20 protein-coding genes are annotated in these 18,595 nt (G+C 58.3%); 13 read left to right on the plus strand and 7 right to left on the minus strand.

From position 1 onward, the window contains the following. Positions 1-122: 122 nt before the first annotated feature. A complete protein-coding gene (locus GS630_RS10135) occupies positions 123-1,346 on the minus strand; it encodes a urate hydroxylase PuuD (RefSeq protein WP_171619589.1) in 1,224 nt (407 codons plus the stop codon). 96 nt (positions 1,347-1,442) lie between these two features. Between GS630_RS10135 and GS630_RS10140 the strand changes: the two genes are divergently transcribed. Beyond that, a complete protein-coding gene (locus GS630_RS10140) occupies positions 1,443-2,363 on the plus strand; it encodes a LysR family transcriptional regulator (RefSeq protein ID WP_171238107.1) in 921 nt (306 codons plus the stop codon). A 15-nt stretch (positions 2,364-2,378) separates the two neighbouring features. On the opposite strand, the gene uraH is transcribed toward GS630_RS10140, so the two are convergent. Next, positions 2,379-2,735 (minus strand): hydroxyisourate hydrolase, encoded by a 357-nt coding sequence (uraH, locus tag GS630_RS10145; RefSeq protein ID WP_171238108.1) that lies wholly within the window; start codon positions 2,733-2,735, stop codon positions 2,379-2,381. 164 nt (positions 2,736-2,899) lie between these two features. Between uraH and puuE the strand changes: the two genes are divergently transcribed. Genes puuE through GS630_RS10160 form a run of 3 tightly spaced genes read left to right on the plus strand, consistent with a single transcriptional unit; the run spans position 2,900 to position 6,294 of the window. Next, complete coding sequence (gene puuE, locus GS630_RS10150; RefSeq protein ID WP_171620128.1) at positions 2,900-4,318, plus strand: allantoinase PuuE; 1,419 nt, start codon at positions 2,900-2,902, stop codon at positions 4,316-4,318. Then, complete coding sequence (locus GS630_RS10155; protein ID WP_171619591.1) at positions 4,315-4,821, plus strand: ureidoglycolate lyase; 507 nt, start codon at positions 4,315-4,317, stop codon at positions 4,819-4,821. The genes puuE and GS630_RS10155 overlap by 4 nt, the downstream gene beginning before the upstream one ends. 42 nt (positions 4,822-4,863) lie before the next feature. Beyond that, the gene (locus tag GS630_RS10160) at positions 4,864-6,294 is read left to right on the plus strand and encodes a uracil-xanthine permease family protein (protein ID WP_171178033.1); all 1,431 of its coding nucleotides are present in this window, start codon (positions 4,864-4,866) and stop codon (positions 6,292-6,294) included. A gap of 46 nt (positions 6,295-6,340) precedes the next feature. Here GS630_RS10160 and GS630_RS10165 read toward each other — a convergent pair whose 3' ends face one another. The 3 genes from GS630_RS10165 to GS630_RS10175 form a co-directional block, all read right to left on the minus strand. Further along, entirely contained in the window at positions 6,341-7,327 is a 987-nt protein-coding gene (locus GS630_RS10165; RefSeq protein ID WP_171235336.1) for a type I glyceraldehyde-3-phosphate dehydrogenase, read from the minus strand. 54 nt (positions 7,328-7,381) lie between these two features. Continuing rightward, complete coding sequence (locus GS630_RS10170; protein ID WP_171178029.1) at positions 7,382-7,705, minus strand: hypothetical protein; 324 nt, start codon at positions 7,703-7,705, stop codon at positions 7,382-7,384. A gap of 117 nt (positions 7,706-7,822) precedes the next feature. Beyond that, positions 7,823-8,650 carry a bifunctional allantoicase/(S)-ureidoglycine aminohydrolase gene (locus GS630_RS10175; protein WP_171178027.1) on the minus strand — a complete coding sequence of 276 codons (828 nt, stop codon included), beginning with the start codon at positions 8,648-8,650 and terminating at the stop codon, positions 7,823-7,825. A gap of 174 nt (positions 8,651-8,824) precedes the next feature. Here GS630_RS10175 and GS630_RS10180 point away from each other — a divergent pair, with 174 nt between their 5' ends. Beyond that, positions 8,825-9,181: a hypothetical protein gene (locus GS630_RS10180; protein ID WP_171178025.1), complete on the plus strand. Its 357-nt coding sequence runs from the start codon at positions 8,825-8,827 to the stop codon at positions 9,179-9,181. 15 nt (positions 9,182-9,196) lie between these two features. Here GS630_RS10180 and GS630_RS10185 read toward each other — a convergent pair whose 3' ends face one another. Then, positions 9,197-10,132, minus strand: coding sequence for a glyoxylate/hydroxypyruvate reductase A (locus tag GS630_RS10185; RefSeq protein ID WP_171178023.1), 936 nt, complete (start codon positions 10,130-10,132; stop codon positions 9,197-9,199). Positions 10,133-10,263: 131 nt separating this feature from the next. On the opposite strand from GS630_RS10185, the gene GS630_RS10190 reads away from it, so the two are divergent. From GS630_RS10190 to GS630_RS10205, 4 genes are read left to right on the plus strand one after another with little or no spacing between them, the layout of a single operon-like run. Next, the gene (locus GS630_RS10190; protein WP_245223127.1) at positions 10,264-11,493 is read left to right on the plus strand and encodes an acyl-CoA dehydrogenase family protein; all 1,230 of its coding nucleotides are present in this window, start codon (positions 10,264-10,266) and stop codon (positions 11,491-11,493) included. Between the two features lie 8 nt (positions 11,494-11,501). Next, the gene (locus GS630_RS10195) at positions 11,502-12,308 is read left to right on the plus strand and encodes a thioesterase family protein (RefSeq protein ID WP_171619595.1); all 807 of its coding nucleotides are present in this window, start codon (positions 11,502-11,504) and stop codon (positions 12,306-12,308) included. A 24-nt stretch (positions 12,309-12,332) separates the two neighbouring features. Further along, positions 12,333-13,028: a DUF1007 family protein gene (locus GS630_RS10200; protein WP_371809072.1), complete on the plus strand. Its 696-nt coding sequence runs from the start codon at positions 12,333-12,335 to the stop codon at positions 13,026-13,028. Then, positions 13,013-13,975 carry a nickel/cobalt transporter gene (locus GS630_RS10205; RefSeq protein WP_171619597.1) on the plus strand — a complete coding sequence of 321 codons (963 nt, stop codon included), beginning with the start codon at positions 13,013-13,015 and terminating at the stop codon, positions 13,973-13,975. Before GS630_RS10200 ends, GS630_RS10205 begins: the two co-directional genes overlap by 16 nt. On the opposite strand, the gene truA is transcribed toward GS630_RS10205, so the two are convergent. Further along, positions 13,972-14,739, minus strand: coding sequence for a tRNA pseudouridine(38-40) synthase TruA (truA, locus tag GS630_RS10210; RefSeq protein WP_171235332.1), 768 nt, complete (start codon positions 14,737-14,739; stop codon positions 13,972-13,974). The two genes, GS630_RS10205 and truA, sit on opposite strands and share 4 nt — an antisense overlap. A gap of 107 nt (positions 14,740-14,846) precedes the next feature. Between truA and GS630_RS10215 the strand changes: the two genes are divergently transcribed. Genes GS630_RS10215 through GS630_RS10230 form a run of 4 tightly spaced genes read left to right on the plus strand, consistent with a single transcriptional unit; the run spans position 14,847 to position 18,467 of the window. Beyond that, positions 14,847-16,262: a YcjX family protein gene (locus GS630_RS10215; RefSeq protein WP_171619599.1), complete on the plus strand. Its 1,416-nt coding sequence runs from the start codon at positions 14,847-14,849 to the stop codon at positions 16,260-16,262. Then, entirely contained in the window at positions 16,259-16,714 is a 456-nt protein-coding gene (locus GS630_RS10220; RefSeq protein WP_171619601.1) for a GNAT family N-acetyltransferase, read from the plus strand. The genes GS630_RS10215 and GS630_RS10220 overlap by 4 nt, the downstream gene beginning before the upstream one ends. Next, positions 16,707-17,696, plus strand: coding sequence for a YcjF family protein (locus GS630_RS10225; RefSeq protein ID WP_171619603.1), 990 nt, complete (start codon positions 16,707-16,709; stop codon positions 17,694-17,696). The genes GS630_RS10220 and GS630_RS10225 overlap by 8 nt, the downstream gene beginning before the upstream one ends. A 60-nt stretch (positions 17,697-17,756) precedes the next feature. Further along, on the plus strand, positions 17,757-18,467 hold the full coding sequence (locus GS630_RS10230; protein ID WP_171178008.1) for a VIT1/CCC1 transporter family protein: 711 nt from the start codon (positions 17,757-17,759) through the stop codon (positions 18,465-18,467). Positions 18,468-18,595: the final 128 nt, after the last annotated feature.

Raw genomic sequence — 18,595 nt, forward strand, 5'->3', positions numbered from 1 at the left:
AGTTCCAAATATCATACACCGCGTTTGCCACGGTCCTTTGCATTCAGGTTAGAGCATCTGAATGCGATCTGGGAAAGAGATTATCAGCCAGATGCGAAATTTTGGGGCAAATTGCGTTTCTGCTACAGTCCTGCGTTACGCACCCATCGGATGATGGCCTGGCGGTCAGCGGGTTCCATATAGGTTACGTTTGCCGGAGGCATCGCGTGGGTCACGCCCGCCTGCAAATAGATTTGATTTGCATTTCTGGCGATGTCGGCCTCGGTTTCCAAAAGCACACCCTTGGGGGCCCAAAGAATGCCCTCCCAGACCGGCTCGCGCGCGTGGCACATTGAACAACGCCCAAGAACAATGTCATGGGCGTTTTCGAACCCGTCTGCATCTGCAAATTTCTGTTCATATGGCGTTAGAGGCTGTGCTTCGGCCTCTTCCAATGGTTGGTACATGGGGGCTGTCGACAGCCACATGATCGCAATGAACAGCAGCGCCGTGGCCAACCACGTCCAGGTCGGATTGCCAGCCCGGGCATGGCGGGTGTTGAAATAGTGCCGGATGGTGACGCCCATCAGGAACACAAGCGCGGCGATGATCCAGTTGTATTCCGTCGCGAACGCCAGCGGGTAGTGGTTCGACAGCATCAGGAACAGGACGGGCAAAGTCAGGTAGTTGTTGTGCGTCGAGCGCAGCTTGGCGATCTTGCCGTATTTCGGATCCGGTGTGCGCCCGTTTTTCAGATCATCCACCACAATGCGTTGATTGGGCATGATGATGAAGAACACGTTTGCCGTCATGATCGTGGCGGTGAACGCGCCCAGATGCAGCATCATCGCACGCCCGGTGAAGATCTGGTTGTAGCCCCAACCCATCGCGACCAGCAGCGCGAACAGCAAAACCATCAGCAAAGTAGGGCGTTCCCCAAGCCCGGACTTGCACAGAAAATCATAGACCAGCCATCCAACGGTCAGCGAGGCTGCCGAGATCAGAATGCCTTGCCAAAGGGCCAGATCGGCCTTTTCCGCATCGATCAGATACAGCTCTCCTCCGACCCAGTAGACGATCATCAGCAGCGCTGCACCGCTGAGCCAGGTTGAATAGCTTTCCCATTTGAACCAGGTCAGGTGATCGGGCATCCGTTCAGGGGCAACCAGGTACTTTTGGATATGGTAGAAGCCGCCGCCATGCACCTGCCATTCCTCGCCATCCGCCGGACCCGGAATATTGCGGTTCAGCCCCAGGTCCAACGCGATGAAATAAAATGAGGATCCGATCCAGGCCATGGCGGTGATCACGTGCAACCAGCGCACGGCAAACGCCATCCAGTCCCAGAACACGGCAAAGTCGTACATTTCAGAGGTCTCCGATTGGTTGCCACCACACTAGGCAAACAGGCTTTTCTTCGGTATTCCCGTATATTGTCAAACTGTATCAAAAAAAACGAAAAGATGTCCTATCTCGATAACATCCGCACCTTTGTCAGGGTCTACGATCTGGGCAGCATGTCCGCCGCGGGGCGAGACCTGCGAATTTCTCCGGCTGTGACTTCAGCGCGGATTTCTCAGCTTGAGGATCACTTAGGCGTACGCCTTTTTCAGCGTACGACCCGCAATCTGTCTCCGACCGAGCAAGGCAAAGCGTTTTATCCCGGAGCTGTCGCGGTTCTGGACGCGGTGGATGATGCCGAGGCTAAGGTGACCCATCTGACCGAAGCCCCACGTGGATCATTGTTTGCGGCGGCGCCGCTGGGGGTGGGTCGCCGTCTGCTGGCACCGCATGTTCCTGATTTTCTGGCTGCGTACCCAGAAGTAGACGTGCGCTTGCGCCTGACGGACCGGTCTGTCGACCTGACAACCGAAGGGCTGGATCTGGCGTTCTTTATCGGCCAACCCGAAGACAGCACCCTACGCATCCGTAAGATCGCAGATTGTCAGCGCGTGCTTTGTGCCGCCCCCGACTATGTATCGCGACGCGGAATGCCATCAACCGGTGCTGATCTGGTCGCCGACAAACACGAATGCCTGAACCTGCGCTTTCCGGGAGCGGCCGAGTTTCAATGGATGCTTGAAACCCCCGAGGGACCGAAACGTTTTGCGGTGTCGGGTCGGTTTGAATGCGATGATGGAGACGTGCTGACAGATTGGGCTTTGTCAGGGCAAGGGATTGCAATGAAACCCGTTTTTGAAGTCGCCGAACACCTCAGATCGGGACGCCTGGTCCCGGTTGCAACGGAAACGCCGCCGGTTTCTGTGCAAATGGCCTGTCTTTACACGCACCGGCGACATCAAGATCCGAAGGCTCGCTTGTTCATGGACTTCATGATCGAACGGATCGGAAAAATCGTTCGAAGCGCCGAGCTCCCAGCTTAAGACCTCAGCTCTCGATCAGCTCCCGCGATAGGTCGAATAGCCGTAGGGCGAAAGCAGAAGCGGGACATGGTAATGCGCCTCTGCATCGGACATGCCGAACCGGATGGGTACCTGATCCAGAAACAAGGGATCGTCTCCGTCCTGACCTGTTGCACGCAGGTAATCGCCTGCAAAGAAAATCAGTTCGTAAGTGCCTGTTTTAAATGCGTCCTGCGGCAATATTGGGCTGTCGGTACGGCCATCCGCGTTGGTTTCCATCTCGACCAGTTTGCGATGAGAGTTGCCGGACACGCGGTAAAGCGCGATTTTCAGCCCCACGGCAGGGCAGCCACGTGCGGTATCCAGAACATGGGTTGTCAAATAGCCTGCCACCGGTCTCTCCTATCATGTGCCTTTTGATTTTTGACAGTCTGGCGCAAAGTTCGAAACAGTTGAAATGCCGAAAGAACCGGAAACAGCGTTCGGATTGATTTGATAATCAAAGGCTGTGTTCTGGGGTAAGTCTGTTGGAAACAGAAATAGAAATGGACCATACCATGCAGCCGCCGCGTTACCCCCGGGACATGATCGGATACGGAGCACACCCTCCGCAGGCGAAGTGGCCGGGCGGGGCCAAGTTGGCCGTTCAGATTGTGCTGAACTATGAAGAGGGTGGCGAAAACTGCGTGCTGCACGGCGATGACGCGTCCGAGGCGTTTTTGTCCGAGATCGTGGGAGCCGCGCAGTGGCCGGGTCAGCGGCACTGGAATATGGAGTCGATCTATGAATACGGCGCCCGCGCCGGGTTCTGGCGTTTGCATCGGCTGATGAAGGATCTTCCGATCACGGTGTATGGCGTGGCGACTTCTCTGGCGCGGTCGCCCGATCAGGTGGCGGCGATGAAATCCGCTGGTTGGGAAATTGCCAGCCACGGCCTCAAATGGGTCGAACACAAGGATATGGCCCCGAAAGAAGAACGTGCACAAATAGCCGAGGCCATACGTCTGCACACAGAAGTTGTCGGTGAACGCCCGCGCGGCTGGTACACGGGGCGCTGTTCTGAAAACACGGTGCGTCTGGTCGCGGAAGAGGGCGGGTTTGCCTATGTCGCCGACACCTATGCGGACGATCTTCCTTATTGGTTGCAGACAGGTGGGCGGGATCAGTTGATCGTGCCATACACACTGGATTGCAACGACATGCGTTTTGCCACCCCGCAGGGGTTCAATTCGGGTGATCAGTTCTTCGCGTACCTGAAAGACAGTTTTGATGCACTGTACGCTGAGGGTGAGGCGGGCGTTCCCAAGATGCTCTCGATCGGTTTGCATTGCCGCCTGATTGGCCGACCGGGGCGTGTGATGGCGCTGAAACGGTTCTTGGACTATGCACGGGGATTTGCCGATGTCTGGTTCGCAACGCGATTGCAAATCGCGCAACATTGGGCAACCTCCCATCCGCCGGTGCATCGCGTGCGTCCGTCACAGATGGACCGCACCGCGTTTGTCGAGGCATTTGGCGGTATTTTTGAGCATTCGGCCTGGATTGCTGACCGCGCCTTTGATCTGGAGCTGGGCCCGGCACATGACACCGCAGGCGGGTTGCACAACGCGCTGACGCGCATGTTCCGTTCGGCTTCAGAAGACGAGCGTTTGGGCGTTCTGACCGCGCATCCGGATCTGGCGGGCAAGCTGGCGCAGGCCAAGCGGCTGACACAGGAAAGCACGTCTGAACAGGCGTCAGCGGGTTTGGACGCACTGACCGATGCCGAGCGTGAGGCGTTTACCGATCTGAACCAGCGATACACGCAGGCATTCGGGTTCCCTTTCATAATTGCGGTACGGGACCATAACAAAGCGTCGATCCTCGAAGCCTTTCAGCGACGCATTGAACAGGATCGCACAACGGAATTTGCCGAAGCCTGCCGTCAGGTTGAACGGATCGCCGAGTTTCGTCTGAGGGATGTGTTGCCCGCATGACCCGGCAGATCGTGACAGAAATAATCTCGGCAGACGCATTTGCCCCTTTTGGCGATTTGATCGAGGCGTCTGGACCGCCCGACAAGATCATCAACCAAGGGCAATGCGGGCGGTTTCACGACCGCGCGCGGTTGGATTTTTCTGATGGTCGGGCTGGGCTGAGCCTGTTCAACGCCAACCCCCGTTCATTGCCCTACACGCTTGAGATGGTCGAGCGCCATCCGGATGGCAGTCAGGCTTTCATTCCCATGACGCATCAGCCTTTTCTGGTGGTCGTCGCGGCAGACAATGCCGGGGAACCGGGCGTTCCGCGCGCGTTCATAACCAAGCCGGGCCAGATGGTGAATTACCACCGCGGTACATGGCATGGCGTTCTGACACCTCTACATGGCCCGGGTCTGTTTGCGGTGCTGGACAGGATCGGCACCGGATCAAATCTGGAAGAACACTGGTTCGACACACCCTATGAGGTGGTGCCGAAACCCAACGAAGCCGCGGGATAAGCGGCAATACCCCCGTGAACTCTGACTGAGAGGACAGTGCCCATGGCCGAAACTTCAATTGGAACACCCGAACAGCTTCGGGATCCGAATTTCACACCCGCGCTGCACAAGGCGATTCCACTGGGTATTCAGCACGTTCTGGCGATGTTCGTCTCAAACGTGACACCTGCAATCATTGTCGCTGGCGCAGCTGGGTTTGGGTTTGGTTCGAACTCGCCTGATTTCCCAGAGCTTTTGTACTTGATCCAGATGTCGATGCTATTTGCCGGCGTGGCAACGTTGTTGCAGACGGTCACTGTGGGTCCGGTTGGGGCAGCGTTGCCGATTGTTCAGGGAACAAGTTTCGCCTTTCTGCCGATCATGATCCCTCTTGTGGCGGGCAAAGGGGTCGACGGGTTGGCAGCTTTGTTCGGGGGCGTGATCATCGGCGGTGTGTTCCATGCCTGTCTGGGGGCTGTCATCGGGAAGATACGCTTCGCTCTGCCGCCGCTGGTGACCGGTCTTGTGGTCACAATGATCGGTCTGGCGTTGGTCAAGGTTGGCATCCAGTACGCTGCTGGAGGGGTTCCGGCGATCGGCACACCAGAATACGGGTCAATGCTGAACTGGTCAGCGGCGATGGTCGTTGTTGTTGTAACGCTTGCGTTGAAATTCTTCGCCAGGGGTATGCTTTCAGTTTCAGCAGTCCTGATTGGTCTGGCGGTTGGATACCTTTACGCATTGATGGTCGGAATGGTGACCTTTGAAGCGATTGGTGCAAGCTGGGGTCGCGCTTCGGCGTTTGCTCTGCCTGTTCCGTTTAAATACGGGTTTGAATTCTCATTTGCAGCTGTGATCGGTTTCTGCCTCATGGCTTTTGTGTCTGCCATCGAAACTGTTGGCGATGTTTCGGGCGTGACCAAAGGTGGTGCAGGTCGAGAAGCGACAGATGAAGAAATCTCGGGTGCTACTTACGCCGATGGTTTCGGTTCAGCGCTGGCCGGTGTATTCGGCGGATTGCCCAACACGTCGTTCAGCCAAAATGTCGGTCTGATCGCGATGACCGGCGTGATGAGCCGCCATGTCGTGACCATTGGTGCCTTGTTCCTGATCCTGTGCGGGTTGGTTCCCAAGGTCGGTGCAATCATCCGGACCATTCCAATTGAGGTGTTGGGCGGGGGCGTCATCGTCATGTTCGGGATGGTTGTGGCTGCGGGTATTTCGATGCTGTCTGACGTCGACTGGAACCGTCGCAATATGGTGATTTTTGCAATCTCGCTTTCCATCGGATTCGGGTTGCAGCTTGAACCCGATGCAGTTCAGCACTTGCCGGACACGCTGGGTATCCTGATGAAAAGTGGGTTGTTGCCTGCGGCGGTTATTGCCATCGTACTCAATCTCGTTCTGCCGGAAGAGCTTACGGACGAGGCCACAGAAGAAGTATCTGGTGGGATGTCCGGGCACGGTTCCGGTAGTTTGTCGGGGCACAAATAACCAAGCCGACGCCGGATCGCACACGCAATTGCGGGGCGCGGTCCGGCTATTGGGCAGCCATAAGGCGGGCCACGTCCAGCATGCGCGCCGAGAAACCCCATTCATTGTCGTACCAGCCAAAGACCCTCACCTGGTTTTCACCGACCATTCGGGTTTCAGTGCCGGCGATGACTAGAGATTCCGAGCGTGCGCGAAGGTCGGACGAGACCAGCGGCATGTCTGTCCAGCCAAGGACCGGGGATGCAGCAACGGCCTCTTTCAGCGCCTCTTCAAAGGCATCCGCGCTCAGGCCCCGTTCCAGTGTCACTATTAGGTCCACGGCAGACACACTTGCTGTAGGAACGCGGACAGCCGCCCCAGAGATGCGCCCGGCCAGATGCGGCAGAACGACGTCTATCAAGTGCATGGCGCTCGATGTGGTGGGCACCATCGATAGGGCACCTGCACGTGAGCGGGCGAGGTCGCCGCGCGGGGCGTCTACCATGGGCTGACTATTGGTGTAGCAGTGGATTGTCGTCATGTGCCCTGCCGCAACACCGCCGATATCGTCGATGACCTTGACCAGCGGCACCAACCCATTGGTAGTGCAGGACGCGTTTGAAACGATCCGGGCGCTTCCCAATTGCTCCTCGTTGGCTCCGAGAACAATGGTGACATCGGCAGCGGGCGAAGGACCCGAGATCAGGACTTTGCCAGCCCCTGCGGTCAGACCACGGCGCGCAACGTCAGAGCTGCGGGCAATGCCTGTACAATCCAGCATCACATCCACGCCCGATAGATCAACGCGAGTCAGATCGGCACTGTGCGTCATTGGGATCGTCCGCCTATCCACAATCAGCGCGGCATCCCCTTGGGACACATCGCCCGGGTAGGGGCCGAACGTGCTGTCGTATTTGAACAGGTAGGCGCAGGTTTCCAGCGGTGCGATGTCATTGATCAGCACCAACTCGATATCTGACCCCTCCGGCAGGGCCAGAACCTGCCGCAGGATCGTACGGCCGATACGGCCGAATCCGTTAATCGCGAGTTTCATGCGCAAGCTATGGCAGGGTGGTCGGACGACCTCAATGCCCTAACTGACGTTCTGTCAGTTGCAGCTGACCTGGGAAAAGAACTGGCCCGAGATGTTCTGATACATGCTGGCCACGATCGGTTTGCACCCGGTTGCCTGCTGAATGGCGGCGATGGCCTGAAGCGTGCGCAAACGTGGCGGGGGGCCAAACGGGTTGAGGTTGTTGTTGTCACGCGTGGCGCGGTACACAACCGGCGCGTCAGAGACCTGTGTCACCGCCCAGGTGCGGCTCATGACGAACACGGACTTGGTCTCTTCCTTGGCGGAAAGGGGCGAGGTGAAAAGGGTCGCAGATGCGGCGAATGCGGCGATGGCCAGCAGGGCAGGGCGCAGTTTCATGGAACAATCTCCAATGCTTAAAATCAGAATTTGCTTGGATTTCAGCAAATTCCGGCGCGCGTGTGAAGCCCCGAAGCCACAAATTCACGGCACACCTTTGCGAGCCACCTGTTTACCTTAGGGCAAAGACAACGGCATGTGCCGATTGACGTCCTTATACAGCAGATACCGGAATCGCCCCGGACCACCTGCATAACAGGCTTGCGGGCAGAAGGCGCGCAACCACATGTAATCGCCCGCTTCAACCTCGACCCAGTCCTGATTGAGGCGATAGACGGCTTTGCCTTCCAGCACATAGAGCCCGTGCTCCATCACATGGGTCTCGGCAAACGGGATGACCCCGCCGGGTTCGAAATTGACGATGTTCACATGCATGTCATGGCGCAGGTCCTGAGGGTCGGCAAACCGCGTGGTCGACCAGCGGCCCTGTGTTCCCGGCATTTCGACCGGTGTCACGTCTCGCTCGTTGGTTATGATCGGATCGGGCAAAGGCAGCCCGGGCACCGACTGATAGGCTTTGCGGACCCAATGGAACCGGGCGACTGCGTCACCCGTGTTGTGCAATGCCCAGTCGCTTCCCGGTGGAATATAGGCATACCCCCCTGTTTCCAATACATGTTTTTCGGCATTCAGGGTTAAGGTGACAGCCCCCTCGACCACAAAGAGAACGGCCTGGGCCTGTGCTTCGGTTTCAGGCTGGTCGCTGCCACCGCCGGGTTGTACCTCCATGATGTATTGCGAGAACGTTTCGGCGAAACCACTGAGCGGACGCGACAGAACCCACAGGCGCGTGCCTTCCCAGAAAGGCAGGGAGCTGGTGACGATGTCGCGCATCGTGCCTTTGGGAATGACCGCATAAGCGTCCGTGAACATGGCGCGGTCGGTCAACAGTTGGTCCTGACCGGGATGGCCCCCGGTTGGGGCAAAATAGGTTGGGTTGGTCATAATGAGCCTCTGGGTCGTTTGTACGGCACTATGGGCGCAAAGACCGGGCGCAGATAGGTCCACCGGCGCGATAGGTTTGTTCGGGATAATTTGAAGGTCGACGTCAGGGGCTTGGCCCTGCAGCGGCAGCGGTATATCCTTGGACACAAATGATTTCAGTTCTGTGAGGCCGCTATGAAAGCCCAGTTTTTGCCCGCAATCGTCGCTTGTGGTGTTCTTTTGATGACCAGTTTGGCAGACGCCAAGCCCCTATCGCGAATCATTGCAGAGATGGGCTTGTCGCCTGCGGATTTCGAAGTGGTCAACGTAACCGCGAACACATTGCTGACCAGTGGTACGCCATCCGTGGGTCAGGAACGGGCCTGGAAAAATGACGACACCGGATCAAAAGGCACGATCCGGGTGCAAAATGTGCAGGGGAACTGCGTCAGCCTTCAACACATAATTCAGCCGGAAGGTGGGGATCAGAGCCGCGAGATCAGAACCCGCCGGTGCAATGACGGCAATGGCAACTGGATTCTCACGCCCTGATCTGCGGTACGGGCCTCAATAGCCCTGAGCTCGATCCACCTCATGCAGCAAGGGCGCGCCAGAGTTGAGCCGTTGAAAGTTCTCGGCGACGTCTGAAAGCGCGTCGCCCAGATGCCACCCCGAGACATGCGGTGTGATCGTCACGCCGGGATGGGCCCATAACGGGCTGCCCTGCGGCAGAGGTTCCACTGATGTAACGTCCAGCACGGCATGAGCCGGTGTGCCTTTGTCCAGCGCTTCGATCAGGGCGGCTTCGTCAATCAGATCCCCGCGCCCGGCGTTCAGCAACTGGCTACTGGGTTTCATCGACTCCAGCGTTTTTGCGTCGAACAAACCAACGGTTTGTGGTGTCGAAGGCAAAATAGCACACACATGATCGCATTGACCCAAAAGCTCGGGCAGGGTGTCTTGTCCATGCAGACAGGTCACACCTTCTATGGATTTTGGTGTGCGGCTCCAACCCATGACCTGAAATCCGATGGCCCGCAGCATCAAGGCGGTGCGGGCACCGATATGGCCCAGACCCAGAACACCTACGACTGTGTCGGGTGTAAAGATCGGCTCTCGCGGCGACCATTCCGACCGGGCTTGGGCGGCCTCATGGAACGCCATATGCCGTTGGCGGCGCAGGATGTAAGCCACAAACCACTCGGCGATACCCTGTGCCGGTGCATCTGGCTTTAGACGCGCGATGCGGACATGGGCTGGAAGGTCGGGATGGCTTACAATGGTTTCCACGCCCGCCCCCAACTTCTGAACAAGCCTCAGGTTCGGCAAGCGTGTGGGATGGTCGCTTTGCATATTGACCAAGGCCAACATCGTGATGTCTTCGGGGTTTCCAAGCGTTTCAGGGGTGCGGATATCCGCATCGGGTGCAGCAGCCTGCAATTTGGCGGCAATTTCACTGTCGCCTATCCAATCGGACAACCCGGTTTCGATCAACAACGCCATGCGCAGCTCCTGCTTTGATTTTGAAGTGGTGACGTCCCGTCACTGCGGTGGACAGGCTTGGGGCAGTTAAGCCATCCTTGCCGCGAAAGTATAGCCCTGTCTCGATGTCCCAGGAGGATGCGCCCGTGAACATGTCATTTACCCTGCGCGAGGAAAATCGCGTTCTTCTGCAACGTGTTGCCGATATGATTCGGGATGAGGTCATGCCGTTGGAAGAAGAGTATCACGCCGAAATCAACAAGGGCGACCGCTGGCAGTACACACAGCGCCAAGCCGAAATTCTTGAAGGGCTAAAGGCCAAGGCCAAGGCGGCGGGGCTGTGGAATTTCTGGCTGACCGACAGTGACAAGGGATTTGGGCTGACCACCGTCGAATACGCCTATTTCGCCGAGGAGATGGGCAAGACCCCCCTGGGGGCCGAAGTGTTCAACTGCTCGGCCCCGGATACTGGAAATATGGAAGTTTTCGAACGCTACGGGTCTGAGAAGATGAAGGAGCAATGGCTGAAGCCTTTGCTCGAAGGTGAGATCCGGTCTGCCTATTTAATGACCGAGCCTGACGTGGCCTCGTCTGACGCGACCAATGTGTCGATGTCCTGTGTGCGGGACGGGGATGACTATGTCCTCAATGGTGAAAAATGGTGGTCCTCAGGCGCAGGCGATCCACGGTGTAAGGTCTATATCGTGATGGTCAAAACCGGCGGCGACGAACAGCCCAAGTACAAGCGGCAGTCGATGATCGTGGTGCCTGCAGACGCTCCAGGGATCGAGGTTTTGCGCCCCATGCAGGTTTACGGACACGATGATGCACCACACGGCCACATGCATATCCGTTTCACCAACGTACGCGTTCCGGCTGAAAACATTCTGCTGGGCGAAGGGCGCGGGTTCGAGATTGCGCAAGGTCGCCTTGGGCCGGGCCGCATCCACCACTGTATGCGCGCCATCGGACAGGCCGAAAGCGCGCTGGAGCAGATGTGCAAACGGTCGCTGCAACGCGAGGCGTTTGGCAAGAAACTGGCGCAGCTTGGGGCCAATTACGACATCATTGCCGAATGCCGGATGGAGATCGAGATGGCCCGGCTGCTGTGCCTGAAAGCCGCTTGGTACATGGATCAGGGCGACGCGCGGGCAGCTGCGCCGTGGATCAGCCAGATCAAGGTCATCGCACCTCGGGTTGCTCTAAAGGTGATTGACGAAGCGGTACAGATGTTCGGTGCGCAGGGCATCAGCCAAGACACACCGCTTGCGATGGCCTGGACCCATGTGCGGACCCTGCGATTGGCCGATGGGCCAGATGCGGTGCATCGCCGTCAGGTGGCGCGGGCCGAGCTAAAGAAATACACGCAGGAAAAGATCTGAGGGGGCCTATGGCAGCAGCGCTCGATTTCGCCGACAAGACCTATTTTCATCAACGAGAAGACGGGGCGTTTGTCGGCAACGATCCCGCACGTGGTCCATGGTCTGCCGATCACTGCCATGCAGGGCCAGTGAGTGGTTTGATCGTGCGTGCGGCGGAAACCGAAGTCGGTCCGGAAAAGATGCTGACCCGTCTGACTGTCGACCTGCTGCGCCCTCTGCCGTTGGCCGGTTTGCGGGTTGCAGCGGAAACCACGCGCCACACAAAGACACTGGCCACCACGCGGGTTATGGTCCACGACCTGAACGACACGCTCTGTGCTACGGCCTCGACCATGCACCTGGCGCGTCGTGATCTTGGACCGGTTGCCAATGTGAAAACCACCGCGCCCCGGATCGAGGATACAGTCGACGGCCCGTTTCCAATTGGTGAGATTCGTCACGACCTGCCTGGTTTTGCCCATTACAGCGACATTCGGTATCCGAAAGGTGGCAAGCAGGGGGCCGGGCCCAAAACGGTGTGGATGCGGACCCCGCTTCTTTTACAGGGTGAAGTGCAATCGCCCATTCAGGCCCTTTGTCCGCTGGCCGATTGCGGCAACGGCATTTCGTGGAACGCGCCGACGTCGGAAATGGGTTTCATGAACACGGACCTGACCGTAAATATTCACCGTGAGCCAATTTCCGATTGGTTGGCCACAGACTCGGTCTCGCATTGGCAGCCGTCGGGCATCGGGATGTCACAATCGGTGCTTTATGACACGCAAGGTCCCGTTGGCACGGCGTTGCAGACGCTGGTGCTGTTTCCGCCGGGATGACACTAGGCCGGTTTTTGCAGTTTGATGGCAAAAGCCGTTGCCGCGGTGGACAGCCGGACCTATCTTGCGTTCATGCGATGGTTGTTCACAGTTATATCCTGCTGCTTGCCGATCCCGGCCATGGCCCACCCACATGTCTTTATCGACACCGGGCTTGAATTCATCGTGGATGAAAGTGGTCAACTGACCCATATCCGCATGACATGGGCCTATGATGAGCTGTTTTCCCTGCTGCAACTGGAAGATATGCGGCTGGATCAGGATGGCGACGGTGTGTTGACCGAAAGCGAAGAAAAGTTTCTGGCCGGGTTCGATGCGCAATGGATCGAGGGATATAATGGCGATCTGGTTGTGACTGCGGGCGGAATGCCGGTCACCCTGTCCGGCCCGCTTTCACCAAGTGCCACAACCGAGGATGGCCGCATCGTTACCACCCATCTGCGTGCGGTCGAAGGGGAGGCAGTTCCCGCCAGCGCTTTGTCGGCGAAGGCGTTCGATGAAACTTATTACACGGCCTACGAAGTGACACGCCCGGTTGTCGTGTCAGGCCCCGTTGCCTGCAAGATAGAGCGTTTCGACCCGGATATCGATGGCCAGTTGGCTCAGATGCAGGCATTTCTGCTGACGCTGGATGCAGATTACGATCTTGAGGAAAACGATATTCCCCTGGTCGGAGAAAACTTTGCCACCGAGATTCGCGTTTCATGTCCCGCTACCTGATTGTTCCGGTCGCGCTTGCGTGTGGGTTGCTTCTTTGGTTTTGGGGAAGCGGCGGGTTTGACTCCCTTGCGGCTTGGGCCGCGGGTGAGCAACGCGAATTTCAGAACCAGATCGCCCGCTCGCTGCGTGCCGCACGCGCCGAACAGCCCCAGGCCGTCGCCACGCTGCTGACTGTATGTTTCGCCTATGGCTTTTTTCATGCCATCGGCCCCGGTCACGGTAAGGTTCTGATCGGCGGGTACGGGCTGGGTCGACGCGTGGCTTTCTGGCGGCTGTCAGCGATAAGCGTGCTGTCCAGTCTAGGGCAAGCCGTGACAGCCATAGTTCTGGTCTATGCCGGGGTATTGGTGTTTCAGATGTCCCGCCAAAGCCTTGTGGGCGCGACCGAGCAGGTCATGGCCCCAATCAGTTATGGCGCGATTGCTTTGATCGGGCTGTGGCTGGTGTTCCGAGCTGTGCGTAGTTTTGCGCGACGCCAAAAAAGCCACGCAACGCATGCTCACGACCATGCTCACGACCACCAACATAGTCATGACCATCACCACGACCACGATCAAGCACATCACCATGATGACGCTGTCTGCACGGATTGTGGCCATCGGCATGGACCAACGGCGGAAGAGGTCGCAAATGTGGGCACTCTGCGCGAGGCCATGATCCTTATTGCAGGTATTGCCGCGCGGCCCTGTACAGGTGCTTTGTTTGTGCTGATCCTGACCTGGCAGATGGGCATTGCAATGGTGGGTGTCGCCGGGGCTTTTGCTATGGCGCTGGGCACGGCCACAGTAACCACGCTGGTCGGCTGGACTTCCTTCGGTTTGCGTGGAGGGCTACTGGCTTCAGCCTCGGCCACACGCTTTGCTTCGGTTCTGGCCCCGACCATCGAACTGGTCGCTGGTCTTGTCATTGCAGTGATTGCCGGCGGTTTGCTGATGCGCGCGATTTAGTCGAACACGGGCTCCGGGTAGCCAACACGCGCCAGATACAGCCCCTGCGGTGGGCAGACCGGTCCGCACGCTGCGCGGTTTTCAGCTTTCAATGCGTCGCGCACGTCCTCGGGTGTCCAAGCACCGGCGCCGACACGCTCCAGAGTACCCACGAAACTGCGTACCTGGTTGTGCAGGAAAGATCGGGCGCGCACGTGGAAATGGATCTCGGGGCCGGAAAAGGCCGGAACCTGCTCGACCCGCAATTCATCCAGAGTTTTTACGGGGCTCGCCGCTTGACAGATCGAAGACCGGAACGTGGTGAAATCATGCCGTCCCAGCAGCATGTTTGCCCCGTCCTGCATCGCATCGACATCCAACTGATGGTTGATCTGCCAGACCTGCCCCCGGTCATGCGTTGCCGGGGCGCGGCGCATCAGGATGCGGAACAGATATTGCCGTTCAACCGCTGAAAAGCGTGCATGCCAATCCTCATCGACCCGAGCGGCCTTCACAATCGCCACAGGCTGCGGTTTGAGGTGATAGTTCAGTGCCTCGGACAGGCGGAACGGGTCCCATTCCTTGGCCATGTCGCAATGGGCAACCTGACCAAGCGCGTGAACCCCGGCATCGGTGCGCCCTGCGGCGGCGATTGTGTGCGCGCCCGGCTGAATACGCGACAGAGCCTCTTCAATGGCCCCCTGAACGGACGGCTGATCCTTTTGCCGCTGCCATCCGGCAAACGGTTCCCCTTGGTATTCAACTTTCAACGCGTATCTGGGCATGCGTCGCTGGTACAGCGCAGCGCGGGAACGGGCAAGAGGGCGAAAGCGCTGGTATGTGCCGCACCCTCTACCTATCTTGGGTAAAACGAAAATTGCGGGGCGACAGTTTGGTCATCTCATCACTGGCAGACAGTCTTGTGCGTGGCGTCGAAACCATCGGCGACAGCGTGTCCGAGACGTTTTTCGAGCCGGTCATCCGTCTGGGTGTCACCGGGCTGGCGCGATCGGGTAAGACGGTTTTCATCACCTCGCTGGTGGCCAACCTGCTGGATCGGGGCCGCATGACCGGCCTGACCGCGCAGCAAGAAGGGCGGATCAACGCCGCTTATCTGCAACCACAGCCGGACGATACGGTGCCCCGGTTCGACTATGAAACCCACCTGTCTGCTCTGACGGGCCCCACGCCACATTGGCCCGACAGCACCCGCGCTGTGTCCGAATTGCGTTTGTCGTTCAAAGCGCGCCCCGCAGGGTTGCTTGCCGGGTTGCAGGGGCCACGAACAGTGCATCTGGACATCGTGGATTATCCCGGTGAATGGCTGCTGGATCTGGCCCTTTTGGACAAATCCTACGAAGATTGGTCGCAGGAAACACTGACGCGCATCGAGACACGTGCCGAGGCCGCCGAGTACCTCGCGCAGGTAAAGGCCACAGACCCGTCCGGCGCGCATGACGAGCTGACCGCGCAGGCTCTGGCGACGGCGTTCACGGCTTATCTCAATCAGGCGCGTGAAGCTGGTTTTTATGACTGCACCCCGGGGCGTTTCTTGTTGCCGGGTGATCTGGCGGGCTCACCGGTGCTGACCTTTGCGCCTTTGGTTCTGTCCGGACCATCACGCCGTAAAACTCTTCAGAGTGAGATGGAGCGGCGATTTGAGGCTTATAAGTATCAAGTGGTGAAACCCTTTTTTCGTGATCATTTTTCGCGCATCGACCGGCAGGTGGTTTTGGTCGACGCGCTGGGCGCGATCCACAAAGGCCCGCAGGCGGTTGAGGATATGCGCCGCGCGATGGCCGATATCCTGTTGGCTTTTCGTCCGGGCAGGAACGCGTGGCTCAGCCAGTTGCTGTTGGGAAAGCGGGTCGAACGCATCCTGTTTGCGGCGACAAAAGCCGACCATTTGCACCACACACAACATCCCCGCATGACGGCGATCATCGAAGCGTTGACACGCGAGGCACGAGACCGGGCGAATTTCGCAGGGGCTCAGACAGCGGCCCTGTCTTTGGCTTCGTTGCGCGCTACCACAGAAGAGATGCGCCGCCACAATGGGGTGGAATTGCCATGTGTGAGGGGCACTCTGTTGGACAGCGGGAAACAGGCCGCGTTCTATCCCGGCGAATTGCCTGAAGACCCAGCGCATCTTTTGGGTCCGGCCCGAAATGGGGCGGACAGTTGGTTGGATGAAGATTATGGGTTCATGGCATTTGCCCCCGCGCATCTGACCCTGAAACCCGGCGACGGGCCGCCGCATATCCGTCTGGATCGCGCAGCCCAGTTCTTGATCGGAGACAGGTTGTGACCGTTACCTTACGTCCTGCACGTACCACAGATGCCGGTACCATCGGGACAATTCTGCACGGTTTCACTTTGGAAAATGACTGGATGCCAAATCTGCACAGTTGCGCCGAAACCATCGCCTTTTGTGGTAAAATGATCGATCAGGATTGGGTAACTGTTGCGGAATGTGACGTGGGCGTGGTCGGATTTCTGGCGCTGAACGAAACGGAGATCAACTCACTCTACCTGCACATGCAGGCGCGCGGGCAAGGGATCGGGCGGCAACTGCTGGATCACGCGAAATCCCGTCAAACCCGGCTTAGCTTGTATGCGTTTCAGGCCAACACAGGCGCGTGTAAATTTTATCAGCGCAACGGCTTTGCCGAAGCAGCGCGCAGCAATGGCGCGGATAATGACGAAAACCTGCCGGACATTAAGTTTGTCTGGCGCAGCAAAGGTATGACCCATGGCTAAAGGCCCGGTTCTGATCGATCTTGAAGCGGATGAGCCTACTGCTGATGTTGCGCAGGCCCCTCCGGTGCCAGATGTTGCGCAGCCTCAAGGGCAAGCGATGCAGAGCGCTGCAAGGCTTGCCGCCCGAAAACCATCCACCTTGGCGCGTTGGTTTTGGGGGCTGGCCTTGGCCGTCATCGGCGCGGCAATCTCTGTCGCAGCTTGGGATTTTGCAACTTCACTGGTGGCGCGGACGCCGGTTCTGGGTTGGACCATAGCTGGCCTGCTGGCGGCATTGGTTCTGGTTGGATTGATCATTGCGATCCGCGAATTGGCAGCTTTGGGGCGATTGTCGCGGGTCGACGGAATGCGCCGCGCGGCGGATACGGCTTTGGCGGATGCCGATCTGGCACAGGCCCGTGTTGTTACCAATCGTCTGATCACCTTTTATAAAGGCCGGGAAGAGACCCGCTGGGGCCGCGACCGACTGGCAGAGCGTATGGGGGATCAATTTGATGCCTCGGCTTTGCTGAGCCTTGCCGAAGATGAACTGCTGGCTCCGCTGGACGAAGCCGCCAGCCGCGAGGTTGAGGCCGCAGCCCGGCAAGTTGCAACTGTGACCGCCTTAGTCCCATTGGCTTTGGCAGATGTTGTGACCGCACTGGCCGCGTCACTTCGGATGATCCGTCGGGTCGCGGAAATCTATGGCGGTCGGGCCGGTACTCTTGGCAGTTGGCGCCTGACCCGTGCCGTTTTTGTACATCTGGTCGCCACAGGGGCTGTGGCCGTCGGCGACGATCTTCTGGAGCCTGTTCTGGGCGGGTCCGTTCTCAGCAAACTGTCCCGCCGGTTTGGAGAGGGCCTGGTGAACGGGGCGCTGAGCGCGCGTGTGGGCGTCGCCGCGATGGAGGTTTGCCGCCCGCTGCCATTCTCTGAACGGCACAAACCGTCAACGCGCGGTATCATCAAACGCGCTCTGCAAGGCCTGTTTTCCAAGGGTTGATCCAAAGCAAAGCGTCAGTGCCCGCCCTTCGCCACACTAGGAGTGTCGGAGGAGCCAGCCATGACGGATCACGGTCACAGCCCACAGGAAATCGCCGAGCGGATCAATGCACCACCAGGTCGAGGTGTGTTGCGCGATGTTGTTTATGGCGGCATCGACGGATCCGTCACCACCTTTGCGATCGTCGCAGGCGTCGCGGGGGCAGGGCTTTCCCCGTTTGTTATCGTCGCGCTGGGTTTGGCGAATGTGCTGGCTGACGGGTTTTCCATGGCTGCGGGCAATTATTCGGGCACCAAGGCTGAACTTGACAACATTCGACGCATCCGCGCGGTCGAGGAACGCCACATAGCTTTGTACCCGGATGGCGAGCGGGAGGAAGTGCGCGAAATCCTTGCCCAAAAGGGGCTGTCGGGCGACGTTTTGAACGAAGCTACGGCAGAGATTACATCGAGTCATGAAAATTGGATCAACCTGATGATCGAGGGTGAATATGGATTGGGCAGTGTTGACCCGCACCCGATGAAGGCAGCTTTGGCCACGTTTTTTGCGTTTCTTGTGGCCGGGATGATCCCCTTGCTGCCTTTCCTTGCCTCGATTCCGAACGCATTTGTGATGTCTGCCTGGATGACCATGGGGGTCTTTTTCGCAATCGGCGCGCTCAAAAGCCGATGGTCGCTGGCCCCTTGGTGGCGATCGGGAATGGAGACGCTGTTGATCGGCGGGCTGGCCGCATTGATCGCCTATCTGGTCGGGTCTCTGTTCCATCCATAGTTGTCGCAGCAGGGGTGTTGCTGCCGCCGGGCGCTCTCCGGCAGCGTAGACTTATCTGAAACGGGTGTATGGGTCAGCCAAGCCGCGGCTTTCCTGACTGTTATTGCTCGCCTTCTCAAGATAGCCTA

The sequence above is a fragment of the Ruegeria sp. HKCCD7303 genome (genome assembly GCF_013111185.1).
Lineage (GTDB): Bacteria > Pseudomonadota > Alphaproteobacteria > Rhodobacterales > Rhodobacteraceae > Ruegeria.